This window comes from Pseudogulbenkiania sp. AW2-16 (assembly GCF_056824575.1).
Window position 1 is genome coordinate 1,764,597 of sequence record NZ_CP157668.1, and the last position, 12,083, is coordinate 1,776,679.

General features: G+C 68.0%; 10 protein-coding genes and 1 pseudogene. 1 reads left to right on the forward strand and 10 read right to left on the reverse strand.

What is annotated here, in order from left to right; translation table 11 throughout:
* Positions 1 to 4: 4 nt before the first annotated feature.
* The 6 genes and pseudogenes from pedF to ABKF58_RS08580 all read right to left on the reverse strand — a co-directional run.
* Positions 5 to 430 carry a cytochrome c-550 PedF gene (pedF, locus tag ABKF58_RS08555; protein WP_008952536.1) on the reverse strand — a complete coding sequence of 142 codons (426 nt, stop codon included), beginning with the start codon at positions 428 to 430 and terminating at the stop codon, positions 5 to 7.
* The gene (locus ABKF58_RS08560; protein WP_008952537.1) at positions 427 to 816 is read right to left on the reverse strand and encodes a DUF779 domain-containing protein; all 390 of its coding nucleotides are present in this window, start codon (positions 814 to 816) and stop codon (positions 427 to 429) included. Before ABKF58_RS08560 ends, pedF begins: the two co-directional genes overlap by 4 nt.
* Before the next feature lie 169 nt (positions 817 to 985).
* The gene (gene adh / locus ABKF58_RS08565; protein ID WP_014088308.1) at positions 986 to 2,506 is read right to left on the reverse strand and encodes an aldehyde dehydrogenase; all 1,521 of its coding nucleotides are present in this window, start codon (positions 2,504 to 2,506) and stop codon (positions 986 to 988) included.
* 1,286 nt (positions 2,507 to 3,792) lie between these two features.
* Positions 3,793 to 6,366, reverse strand: coding sequence for a hybrid sensor histidine kinase/response regulator (locus ABKF58_RS08570; protein WP_482584133.1), 2,574 nt, complete (start codon positions 6,364 to 6,366; stop codon positions 3,793 to 3,795).
* Positions 6,359 to 6,835 carry an FIST C-terminal domain-containing protein gene (locus tag ABKF58_RS08575; protein ID WP_482584134.1) on the reverse strand — a complete coding sequence of 159 codons (477 nt, stop codon included), beginning with the start codon at positions 6,833 to 6,835 and terminating at the stop codon, positions 6,359 to 6,361. Before ABKF58_RS08575 ends, ABKF58_RS08570 begins: the two co-directional genes overlap by 8 nt.
* Before the next feature lie 76 nt (positions 6,836 to 6,911).
* Positions 6,912 to 7,574 (reverse strand): annotated as a pseudogene (locus tag ABKF58_RS08580) (FIST signal transduction protein); the annotation flags it as partial.
* A 90-nt stretch (positions 7,575 to 7,664) separates the two neighbouring features.
* On the opposite strand from ABKF58_RS08580, the gene ABKF58_RS08585 reads away from it, so the two are divergent.
* Entirely contained in the window at positions 7,665 to 8,213 is a 549-nt protein-coding gene (locus tag ABKF58_RS08585; RefSeq protein WP_008952541.1) for a PQQ-dependent catabolism-associated CXXCW motif protein, read from the forward strand.
* 123 nt (positions 8,214 to 8,336) lie between these two features.
* Here the strand turns inward: ABKF58_RS08585 and ABKF58_RS08590 are convergent, their stop codons facing one another.
* The 4 genes from ABKF58_RS08590 to ABKF58_RS08605 are packed head-to-tail and all read right to left on the reverse strand — an operon-like array spanning position 8,337 to position 12,002.
* The gene (locus tag ABKF58_RS08590; RefSeq protein ID WP_008952542.1) at positions 8,337 to 9,113 is read right to left on the reverse strand and encodes an ABC transporter permease; all 777 of its coding nucleotides are present in this window, start codon (positions 9,111 to 9,113) and stop codon (positions 8,337 to 8,339) included.
* Positions 9,110 to 9,835 (reverse strand): ATP-binding cassette domain-containing protein, encoded by a 726-nt coding sequence (locus tag ABKF58_RS08595; protein ID WP_482584135.1) that lies wholly within the window; start codon positions 9,833 to 9,835, stop codon positions 9,110 to 9,112. Before ABKF58_RS08595 ends, ABKF58_RS08590 begins: the two co-directional genes overlap by 4 nt.
* Positions 9,832 to 10,806 carry a YVTN family beta-propeller repeat protein gene (locus ABKF58_RS08600; RefSeq protein ID WP_008952544.1) on the reverse strand — a complete coding sequence of 325 codons (975 nt, stop codon included), beginning with the start codon at positions 10,804 to 10,806 and terminating at the stop codon, positions 9,832 to 9,834. Before ABKF58_RS08600 ends, ABKF58_RS08595 begins: the two co-directional genes overlap by 4 nt.
* A 26-nt stretch (positions 10,807 to 10,832) precedes the next feature.
* Positions 10,833 to 12,002 (reverse strand): ABC transporter substrate-binding protein, encoded by a 1,170-nt coding sequence (locus tag ABKF58_RS08605; RefSeq protein ID WP_482584136.1) that lies wholly within the window; start codon positions 12,000 to 12,002, stop codon positions 10,833 to 10,835.
* Positions 12,003 to 12,083: the final 81 nt, after the last annotated feature.

Consider the following 12,083-nt stretch of genomic DNA (forward strand, 5'->3'; position numbering starts at 1 on the left):
GATGTCATTCCTGATGCACGGTATCGAGCCAGGAGCGGATGGCCCAGGCGGCTTCCTGCGACAGGATGCCCTCGAACGGCGGCATGTAGGTCACGCCGTTGCGGATCGAGCCGTGGCGGATGCGGCCCTGGAACACCGCGTCGCCTTCTTCGCCGGCGGGCAGCTGGCGCAGGTCCGGCGCGATGCCGCCGGAGATGGCGTCGATGCCGTGGCAGCGTGCGCAGTTCTGGGCGAAGGCGGAATGCCCGATGCGGATGGCGTCGGCATCACCGCGGTAGGGGTTGCTGTCCAGCCATTCGCTGCCGAGCTTCTTCAGATTGCCGGTATCCACCGGTTGCGGGGTGACGTTGCCGTGACCGTAAGCGGTACCGAGGAGGGTGAGACTACCGGCGAGGGCCAGCGTCAGCATGCGGAGGGTGGCGGGTTTCATGTCGTGCTTCCTTGCTCTGGTGGTGAAGAACTATTCGCCAGCTCGGCCAATTCGGCCTCGCTGAACAGGCGCGAGCGGGTGATGAAACGTACCCCTTCGGGTGCCTCCACCGAAAAACTCGAGCCGCGACCGGGAACCAGGTCGATGGTCAGGTGAGTGTGCTGCCAGTACTCGTACTGAAAAGCGCTCATGTAGAACGGCACGCCGGCGATCTCGCCGAGGTGGACGTCCTGGGCGCCGAGATGAAAATCGCCCTGCGGGTAGCACATCGGGGCGCTGCCGTCGCAGCAGCCACCGGACTGGTGGAACAGCAGGGGGCCGTGTCGCTCGGTCAGTTTGCTGACCATGGCGGCCGCGGCGGGGGTGATGTCAACGCGATTGACCATGGTATTCCTCGCGCTGGGCGGCATGGCTGCCGCCCCGCAGGTTTGATGCCCAAGAAGAGGAATCCCCGTCATGGGCAGGCCGAGGTCGAAGCGGGAAGCTGCGCGGAGAGGGTGGCCGCGAGCACCGCCACGTCGAGATCGGCCTGCCATGCAGGAAGATGCCCTATTCTCAGAAGAAGCCCAGTGCGTTCGGGCTGTAGCTCACCAACAGGTTCTTGGTTTGCTGGTAGTGGTCGAGCATCATCTTGTGGGTTTCACGACCGATGCCGGACTTCTTGTAGCCGCCGAACGCGGCGTGCGCCGGGTACAGGTGGTAGCAGTTGGTCCAGACGCGGCCGGCCTTGATCTCGCGACCCATGCGGTAGGCCAGCGAGCCGTCGCGCGTCCACACCCCGGCGCCCAGGCCGAAGGAGGTGTCGTTGGCGAGCTGCAGCGCTTCTTCCTTGTTCTTGAAGGTGGTAACCGCGACCACCGGGCCGAAGATTTCTTCCTGGAACACGCGCATCTTGTTGTGGCCGGCGAGGATGGTCGGCTCGACGTAGTAGCCGCCGGCCAGATCGCCGCCCAGCTGGGCTCGCTGGCCGCCGGCCAGCACTTGGGCGCCTTCCTGGCGACCGATGTCGATGTAGGACAGGATCTTGTCGAGTTGCTCGGACGAGGCCTGGGCACCGATCATGGTGCTCATGTCGTACGGGTTGCCCTGCTTGATGGCCTTGACGCGGGCCACGGCGCGCTCGATGAAGGCGTCGTAGATCGATTCCTGGATCAGGGCGCGGCTCGGGCAGGTGCACACTTCACCCTGGTTCAGGGCGAACATGGCGAAGCCTTCCAGCGCCTTGTCGAAGAAGGCGTCGTCGGCGCTCATCACGTCTTCGAAGAAGATGTTGGGGGACTTGCCGCCCAGTTCCAGCGTGACCGGAATGATGTTCTCGGAGGCGTACTGCATGATCAGGCGGCCGGTGCTGGTTTCACCGGTGAAGGCCACCTTGTTGATGCGGGTGTTGGTGGCGAGCGGCTTGCCGGCTTCCAGGCCGAAACCGTTGACGACGTTGAGCACGCCCGGCGGCAGCAGATCGCCGATCAGGTCCATCAGCACCATGATCGCCATCGGGGTCTGCTCGGCCGGCTTCAGTACCACGCAGTTGCCGGCGGCCAGCGCCGGGGCGAGTTTCCAGGCCGCCATCAAGAGCGGGAAGTTCCACGGGATGATCTGGCCCACGACGCCGAGCGGCTCGTGGAAGTGGTAGGCGACGGTGTTGTCGTCGATCTCGCCGATCGAGCCTTCCTGGGCACGGACGCAGCCGGCGAAGTAGCGGAAGTGGTCGACGGCGAGCGGGATGTCGGCGGCGTTGGTTTCACGCAGCGGCTTGCCGTTGTCGGCGGTTTCCACAGCGGCGATGAAGGACTGGTACTGCTCCATGCGGTCGGCGATGCGCAGCAGGGTGTTGGAGCGTTCGGTCGGGGAGGTGCGGGCCCAGCGGTCGAAGGCGGCGTGGGCGGCGTCGAGTGCGAGTTCAACGTCTTCGGCGGTGGAACGGGCAACTTCGCACAGCGGCTGGCCGGTGATAGGGCTCAGGTTGGTGAAGTACTGGCCACGCACCGGGGCGACCCACTTGCCGTTGATGAAGTTATCGTATTGGCTGCGCAGCGGGATGGTGTTCTGGATCGAGTTCAGGGTCTGTTGCAACATGACGTTCCTCCGGTTTGGTGAGACGCTGGTCTGTTGGGTGTACAGCCTAGCAGTGGTTTCATTGTGCGAATCGGAGGGGCATTCAGCCATTCGACTTTGGTCGCAGAGGGGGGAGGGGGCGAGATGGGCCTTGGTGTATGGGGCTGGAGCCAGGCCTGGAAAAGCGGCTTCGGCCAACCTGTTGTGTTTGCCGATCTCTTCGCGTGGACGTCGCACTGCCCGTGCGGGTAGTTGGAGGCGTGGGGTTGGCCGGTCCCGCCTGCCGGGCGGGTCGAGGGGCTTGTTTCGCCAAGCCCCTCGACGCTCCCGAGGCGAGCGGATGGGGCGCATCGGCTAGTTTTGGGCACTGAAGGAAGCTGGAGAGTGTGTGGGGGCCGGTTCCGCCCGGCGGACGGGAAGGGGAGTTTGCGTCGCCAAACTCCCCCTTCACCCCCAAAGGCGACCCCCGCCTGCCGTGTGATCCCGCCGGGGCCCGGTCATGGCAAGGCGCGGCTGGAACTAGCCGGGTGCTAACGTCGCCCGGCGTCGGACAGCCAGCCGCTTAAAACCTTGCCATGCCCACCCGTCGGCACGGCAGAAGGGGGACCCACTACTGGCGCATTGGCCGGGTTGATTTGGATTGGCGATAAGACAAACCGGGCCGTTCCCCGTCAAGGTTGGCCGAAGGCCCGCGGATGATGCCTTTCATGCCTTTGGCCAAGATGACACCGTTTTCGCCAATGGCCAGACGCAACAGAAGACAGACGTCGTTGTCTTCACCTGCATCCTATGGAGCCCAAATCTGGCCGACGCGCCCCATCCGCCCTTCCGCCGCGCCCCGGCTGGCTGGTGGGTGGCGAGGTTTTAAGCCGTGCGCTGTGTGAGCCGTTCGACGTTAGCGAACGGCGAGTTTGCACGGCGCCTCGCCAGCCTCCAGCCAGACGGGAACAAGCGGAGGTGGGCTCGCCTAGGGAGCGTCGAGGGGCTTGGCGAAACAAGCCCTTCGACCCGCCCGCCGGGCGGGACCGGCAAACCCTGCTCCTCCAACTACCCTGGCTGGTAAGCAACAAACCAGGCGAGGAGACCGGGCGGAACCGGCAAACCCCACACCTCCACCAACCCAGACTGGTAAGCAACAACTCGGGCAAGGAGGCCCGGTGGAACCGGCACCCACACTCGCCAACGACATCGGAAGAAACAATCGGATGGCTGAAGCAGGCAGTATCAGCCCCACACACACGCACCAGCGCTTTAGAAAAAGCCTACATAGGCACGAAGCCGCCCTTCGGTAACGGGCACCGCCCCCCTCACTCCCCCGCCGGCTGCGTCAGATGCGCCAGCAAGGTCCTCAAGCGCGCCGGCCGCACCGGCTTGCCCAGCCAGGCCCAGCCGCCGGCTTCCGCCTCCTGCCGCACCTCGTCGCTGCGGTCGGCCGTGATCAGCGCCGCCGGCACCGCGCGGCCCAAGTGCTGGCATACGGCGCGGATCGCCTCGATGCCGGTGGCGCCGTGGTCGAGATGGTAGTCGGCGAGGATCGCGTCCGGTTGCACCGCCTCGCGTTTGAGCAGCTCGATCGCCTCGCTCGCCGAGGCCGCCGCCAGCGGACGGTAGCGCCAGTCGGCGAGCAGCGTGCTCATGCCCTCGAGGATGCTGGTTTCGTTGTCGATCAGCAGGATGGTGGCGCCCTGGCGCTGCGCCGGGGCCGCCAGGGCCAGCGGCGGGTCCTCCGGCTGCGGCGCCGGGCCGACCGCGTCGGCCTCGCCGTAGGGCACCACCACGCCGAACAAGGAACCGCGTCCGAAGCGCGAGCGCACCACCAGGCGGTGGTCGAGCCGGCGCGCCAGGCGGCTGACGATGGCGAGCCCGAGGCCCATGCCTTTCGGACACAGGCTGTGGTGTTCGGGCAGGCGCTGGAATTCGTGGAACACCAGGGCGAGCTTGTCGGACGGGATGCCGAGTCCCTGGTCCCACACCCCGATCAGGAGGCCGTCCGGCTGGCGCCGGCAGCCCAGCAAGATGCCGCCTTCGCGGGTGTAGCGGATGGCGTTGGAGAGGAAGTTGCGGAGCACCCGTCCCAGCAGCACCCAGTCGCTGTGGATGATGGCCGGGCTGGAGTGAAGCTGCAGCCGCAGCGACTTGGCCTCGGCCAGCGGCGCGAACTCCTCGGCCACCTGTTCCAGCAGTTGCGCCACCGGGAAGTGGCGTGGTTCGGCCTCGACCGCGCCGGCGTCCAGCCGCGAGATTTCCAGCAGGGTGTTGATCAGGTCGTCCACCGACTCCAGCGCCGTGCCGGTCTTGTCCACCAGCGGGCGCACCGACGGCGCCAGCTCCTGCCCGGCCAGCGCGGCGAGGAACAGCCGCGCCGCGTTCAGGGGCTGCAGCAGGTCGTGACTGGCGGCGGCGAAGAAGCGCGTCTTGCTCTGCTGCGCGTCCTCGATGGCACGGATCGCCTCGCGCAGCCGGCCGTTGGCCACGGACAGTTCCTCGGTGCGCTCCGCCACGCGCACTTCCAGCTGTTCCTTGGCCTGCTGCAGCGCCTCGGCGGCGCGCCGGCTCTCGGTGATGTCCTGGATCAGCGCGAAGAACCCCAGCACGCTGCCGTCGCCGGCGAAGTGCGGTATGAAGGTGGCGCGCGCGAACTCGATGTGCTGGCGCGGCGCCGGCAGCTCCAGTTCGAACACCGAGGCCTGCCCCGACAGCGCCAGCTCGACGAAATGCTTGCGGTCGTCGAACAGCTGGGCGCCCAGCACTTCGCGCATCGAGCGGCCGTTGATCTCGGATTGCGGCACGCCGAACCAGCTCTCGTAGCCCTTGTTGGTGAAGCGGTAGATCTGCTGGTTGTCGACGTAGGCGATCAGCGCCGGCATGGCGTCGGTGATCAGGCGCATCTTGGCTTCGCTGTCGCGCAGCGCCTGCTCGGCCGCCTTGCGCTCGCTGATGTCGGTGTAGCTCATCACGAAGCCGCCACCCTGCATCGGGTTGTACTGCACCTCCAGCGTCAGGCCCTGCGGCGTGGTGTATTCCAGCGTGCCGCCCAGCGGGCAGCAGCGCGACCACTCCGCCAGGTGCACGCCGCCGCCCTCGTCGAGCTGCGCCAGCGCCGGCTGGGTCAGCTCGACGAAGCGCGGGTTCCACTCCATCAGGCGGCCGTCGCGGTCGAACACCGCCAGGCCCTGGCGGATGCTGTTCATGGTGGCGTGCAATAGTTGCGAATGCGCCGCGAGGTCGCGCTCGCGCAGCAGCATTTCCTGGCGCTTGATCTCGGTGATGTCGGTGTAGATCGCCACCCGGCCGCCGCCGGCGATGGCGCGCTCGCTGACGCGCTGCCAACTGCCGTCGCTCATCGCCAGGATCAGGCTGTCCTGCGGCGCCTGCTGCACCGCCAGGCGCTGGGCGATCCAGTCCTCCGGGTCGGCCTCGGCGTCGCGGATCAGGTGCGCCGCCACCGCGGCGCGGATCAGGGTCTCGAACGGCAGGCCGGGGGCGATGATCGGGCGCAGCGCCGGGAACATCTCGCCGAACTTGCGGTTGCAGTGGATCAGCCGGTTGTCGCTGTCCCACAGCGCGAAGCCGTCGGCGATGGTCTCCACCGCCACGTTGAGCTGGTTCTTGGCCAGCTCGGCGGCGAGCTTGGCCTCCTGCAGCGCGAAGTTGGAGGCCTCGAGGTCGGCCATGGCCTTCTCCAGGGCGCGGGTGCGCTCCTGGATGCGGGTCTCCAGCTCGGCGGCGACCTGGAAGAAGGTGAAGGAGTTACCGTTGTCGGCCAGTCCCTGTTCGACGCGGCGCATCAGCGCCTCGTTGATCTTGCGCAGCTTGGCGTTTTCCAGTTCCAGCGCGCTGAGCCGCTCGGCGCCGTTGGGCCTCGGTGCCATCTCACTCATGTTGCGCGCCATAGCCGATGGCGATGCCGGTGAAGGTCTGGTTGACGTGCATCGCCTGGTATTGTTCGCCGTAGGTGGAGAAGCCCACCACCGAGTTCGCCGCGAGCAGGCTGGAGAGCCGGGCGATGGCGTCGGAGTGCAGCAGCGGCAGGGTGCGCAGGATGCAGTCGAAGCCCAGCACGATCTGGAACTCGCCGAGCCGGCTGCGCAGGTCGCGGAAGGTGCGCGCCAGGTTGTCGACGATGTCGGTGGCGCGCGTGCCGGACAGCACGATGCCCTCGTCGATGGCGCAGAAGAAGCTTAGGCTCAGATCGGGGTTGATGCGCTGGATCGAGCGCACGTAGGGCACGCCGCCGACGTTGAGCACCAGGGGGTGCGCGGCGAACGACAGCGGGGTGAGGCGCTCGGGCGACACGCCCAACAGCCGCGCGTATTCGGCGGCGGCCGGCTCGGCGTTGATCTCGGTCACCGAGGCGCGCTTCGGCGTTGGCCTCGGTCACCACCACGCGCTCGCCGCTGCGGATGGCGTGCTCCGACTTGAACACCTCGAACGGGTGCGGCGTGGCGATCAGCACCAGCGCCGCGCTGTCGCTGACGAACTGGCCGTCCACCAGGATGTGGGTGCGCTCGAAGCGCATGTTGTCGCCGGCCGAGCCGCCGCAGATCGGAATGTCGCCCAGCGCGCGCGCCAGCCGTCCGGCGAGCTGTTCCTCGCGCGCCGACAGGCCGTCCACCAGCAGCAGGGCGAAGGCATGGCGCTCCAGCGGAAAGCCGGCTTTCTGGCCGAGCGAATAGCGCGCGCTCATCACCGTGCCCAGCGCGTCGGACAGGTCGAAGCGGGGCAGGTCGCCGATGGCCTGCACCTCGACGAAGAAATCCGGTTCGGCAAAGCTCACGCCGACGATGGAGTGGCAGCGATAGCCGTCCGGGCTGATCTCGCCGGCGGTGGTACAGCCCACCACCGGGATGTCGCCGAAGCGGCGCGTCAGCGCGGCGGCCAGTTTGTCGAGCTGGTAGTCGGGGGCGACGAACAGCAGCACCAGCGAGCAGTCGGGCTGCCACAGCTGCTGGTAGAGTTCGTCGGCGACCTGATCGGGGTCGGCGCTGTAACCATGGCCGCGTCGCACCCGGGAAGGCGGATTGAAACCCATTTGTCTCCACTCTGCTTTGTAGTCGTGATGACGTCTCTGCGGACGTTCGCACCTCATCTTGAACCTTCGCCGCGTAAAACGAAAGTCGAATAGCGCGCGCGCGCGCGCCGCGCCATGCTGCAGTGTACCGTCTGCCGGAGAGCTGCCATGAGCCTGTCCCGTCTCAGCGTTGCCCTGCTGTTGTCGCTGGGCTCCACCATCGCCGTCGCTGCCGAACCGGTGCCGCTGCCGGACGGCTACCGCCTGCAGCACTACCGTGCCCCGACCCCGGCCAAGCTGCCCGGCGCCACGGTGCTCGACAGCCAAACCCTGCAGGCGCTGATCGCGATACACCACCCGCTGCTGCTCGACGTCATGGCCGCCAACCGGGTGCCGGACGCCGCGGGCGGCAGCCGCTGGGTGCCGGCCACGCCACGCCGTGACCTGCCCGGCAGCGTGTGGCTGCCCAACGTTGGCTACGGCGAGCTCGAGCCCGCCATCGAGCAGTATTTCCGCCGCCAGCTGGAACGGCTGTCCGGCGGCGACCTCGACCGGCCGCTGGTGTTCTACTGCCTGCGCGACTGCTGGATGTCGTGGAACGCGGCGCGCCGGGCGTTGAGCTACGGCTACCGGGCGGTGTACTGGTACCCGGACGGCAGCGACGGCTGGCAGGAAGCCGGCCTGCCGCTGGTCGACGCCGTGCCCGCTCCGCTGTGAAGGTTTTGCCGCACTTGTCGTCCTGTCCGCGCGGGTGACGCCATCGCCTGGCGCGTGGGACGGCGTCACGGCGGGCATCGCCGCCTCGAGATCGTCACGCATCGTCGACATGTTGATCTGCTCTCAAGCGCGCTGGCGCGGGCGGTAACCCAGCAGCGCCAGGGTCAGGCACACCGCCGTGGCGAGCACGGTATGATTGGCCGCCTCGACCTGCCATTGGCCGTACAGCGCGAAGCGGATCATCTCCACCGCGTCGGTGAACGGGTTGAAGCGGCACAGCTGGTACACCCATTCGCTCGCCTCCTGCATCTTCCACAGCGGATACAGCGCCGAGGACAGGAAGAACACCGGAAACACCACGAAATTCATCACCCCGGCGAAGTTCTCGATCTGGCGCACCTGCGACGACAGCACCATGCCGGCGGCCCCCAGCATCAGCCCGGTCAGCACCAGCGCCGGCAGCACGCTGGCAAAGCCGCTCCACGGCAGGTCCACCCCGGACAGGCGCGCGATCAGCAAGAAGGCGTACACCTGCACCAGCGACACGCACATGCCTGCGAACAGCCGCGCAAACAGCAGGAAGGGCAGCGGCTCGGGGCAGGTCAAGAGCACGCGCATGCTGCCCATCTCGCGGTCGTACACCATCGACAGCGAGTTCTGCATGCCGTTGAACAGCTGCACCATGCCCACCAGCCCCGGCACGATGTAGACGTCGTAGGTGATGTAGGTCTCGTAAGGCGGGGTGATGGCGATGCCGAGCGCGGCGCGGAAGCCGGCGGCGAACACCATCAGCCAGATCAGCGGCCGCACCAGCGCGCCGAAGAAGCGCGAGCGCTGCTGCAGGAAGCGGCGCAGCTCGCGCACGATGATGGCCCACAACACGATCCACTTGGTCTTCATGACACCGCTCCGGTACGTAGGTCGAACCAGCTCGCCAGGTTGTCGCAGCCGGACGCGCCCAGCAGCGGCGCCACCGCGCCGCTGGCGAGCAGGCGGCCGCGGTGCAGCAGCGCGACGTGGTCGTGCTGCGGGTCGATTTCGTCGATCAGGTGGGTGGCCCACAACAGCGCCAGCCCCTCGTCTCGCACCAGCCGGTGCAGGTGGCCGATCAGGAACTGGCGCGAGGGCAGGTCGAGTCCCACGGTGGGCTCGTCGAGCAGCAGCAGCGCCGGGCGGTGCAGCAGGGCGCGCGCGATTTCCACGCGGCGGCGATGGCCGCCGTTGAGGTCGCGCACGCGGTCGCGCCGGCGCGCGGCGAGGTCGAGCCGTTCCAGCTCCTCGCCGATGCGCTGGGCCAGCGCCTTGCCGTGCATGCCGTGCAGCGCGCCGAAGTAGCTCAGGTTCTGCTCGACGCTCAGGTCGAGGTCCAGCGTCGACTGCTGGAACACCACGCCGACGCGCGACAGCGCCGCGGCCTGCAAAGGTTGGCCGAACACCGTGATGCGGCCCGATTTCACCGCCAGCAACCTCGAGAGCAGGCCGAACAGCGTGCTCTTGCCGGCGCCGTTGGGGCCCAGCAGGATGCAGCACTGGCCGGCCTCCACCGTCAGGCTGACCTGGTCGAGCGCCAGCCGCTCGCCGTAGCGGTGGCTGAGCGCCTCGATGGCGAGCGCGGCGCTCATGATCCGCTCACCGCCACCCCCCAGGGGTAGCGTCCCACCGGGATCGACTTGAGCACCTTGAGCGCGGCGGTGTCGATCACCGAGACGTCGTTGCTGATGCCGTTGGTGACCCACAGCTGCTTCTCGTCGGCCGACAGTTCGGCATGCCACACGCGCCGCCCCACCAGCAGGTACTTCACAGGCTGGAAGGTCTTGGCGTCGATCACCGCCACGTGGTTGGCCGGTCCCAGCGGCACGAAGGCGTACCGGCCGTCGCGGGTGAGGCGGATGCCGACCGGCTGGATGCGGTCCTTGGGAATGCCGGTGATGGCGAAGGAAATGGTCTTGATGCGCTTGCGGCTGGCGACGTCGATCACCGACACCGTGCCGCCCACCTCGGCGCTCACCCACAGCAGCTTGCCGTCGGCGGAGAAGCGCGCGTAGCGCGGGCGCTGATCGACCAAGGTGCTGTCCACCAGCTTGCGTGTGGCGGTATCGATCCAGTGCACCATATTGGTGGTTTCCGAGGTGTTCACCGCCCAGCGCCCGTCCGGGCTCACCGCCATGCCCTCCGGCTCGACGCCGACGTCCACCTGGCCGGTGACGCGGCGGCTCGCCACGTCGATGATGGTGACCACGTTGCTGTTCTCGTTGGCGATGTACAGCGACTTGCCGTCCGGCGCCAGCGCGAACTGCTCCGGGTCCTCGCCCGAAGGCAGGTTGTGGGTGATCTTGCCGCTCGCCAGATCCATCACCTGCACCGTGTTGTCGTCGCTGGCGCAGATGAACAGCGACTTGCCGTCCTTCGACAAGGTGATGCCGCGCGGGCGCTTGCCCACCTTCAGGGTTTTCACCACCTGTAGCGTGCTGCTGTCGATCACCGACAGGGTGTGGTCCTTCTCGTTGGAAACGTAGACGTTGGCGGCCATGGCCTGCGACGCGGCGAACGAGGCCAGGAGCAGGGCGGCGAGACGGGAAAGAGGGTGGGGCATGGCGGTTCCTTGGGTGGCGGGTCAGCTCAATGGCCCGGGCATTTCACTTCCGGGGCGTCGAAACCCAGAGTGTCGAGGTCGGTGCGCGGGTGCAGGAAACCGTCCTGCGGCGACAGGCTCACCAAGGAACGCGGCTGCGCCACCATCATCGGCTGGCGCAGTTCGCCGTTCCACGGCCGATACGACAGGGTGCGGCCCTTGAAGCCGGCGAGCTGGAACTCAGGCCCGCGGATGTAGGCGGAGAGTTTGGCGGTCTCGCCGCTGGCGGTGCGGCTGGCCGCTTCGCCGACGCTGCGCACCGCCGCCCAAGCGGCGTAATCGACCGGTTGCATCGGGCGGTGGCTCTGCTGGCGGAAGCGGTTCTGCAACTGCACCGCGCCCCACTGCTCGGCGGCGGCATGCCAGCCGCCGGCCACCAGCCCCTGGGTGCCGGCCACCGGGCGCGGCAGCCAGGTGCGGTAAGACAGGTAGTCGCCGAAGTCGCCGCTCTCGTCGGCCACGATCAGCACGTCGTAGTCGCCCACCTGGGTGAACACCGGCACCTCGCCCTGCGCGGTGCGGCGCGCGTCGTGGCCGTACTTCCACACCTTCTCGCCGACGATGCGGCCCCCAAAGCGCTTGGCGGCGCGGCGCACCGCCGCGGCGTAGAGCTGGTCTTCCGGGCGCGGCCCGCTCACCAGGAACCACTTGTTCCAGCGCCGCGTCGCCGGGTACTGCGCCAGGGCGTCGGCCTGCATCGCGCGCCCCGGCAGCGTGTGCAGCAGGTTGGCGCGGCACTGGCTCTGGCGCAGGCGGTCGTCCGGGGCGCCGGCGTTGAACCACAGGTAGCGCCCTGCGGCGGGCTGCGCCATCAGGCGGTCGATGGCGCCGGCGCTGACATTGAGCACCACGAAGCCGGCGCCGCTCTTTTGCACCTTGGCCAGCATGTCGGCGCCGCTGGCGCCGGTCGGCACCGCGATGCGCGCGAGCTCGAAGCGCTGCTGCAGGAATTTGCCGGTGGTGTTGTTGTCGCTGATCGCCAGCTCGGCGCCGGCGCGTCCCAGGTCGTCGGGTACCGGTTCGATGTTGGCCAGCGGATTGGTCGCAACGCGGGCCTCTTCCAGGTAGGTGAGGCGGATCGTGGTCTGGGCCGCCGCCGGCAGGGCCAGCAGGCCGGCGGCAAGACAGAACGCAAGGCGGACGGGGAGCGCGGGCATGGCGGTTTCTTCAACGGGTGGGAGGGGTGCTTGAAGATTGGCCCGGCCGTTGCCGGGCGTCCATTCGACTTAAGTCGCATG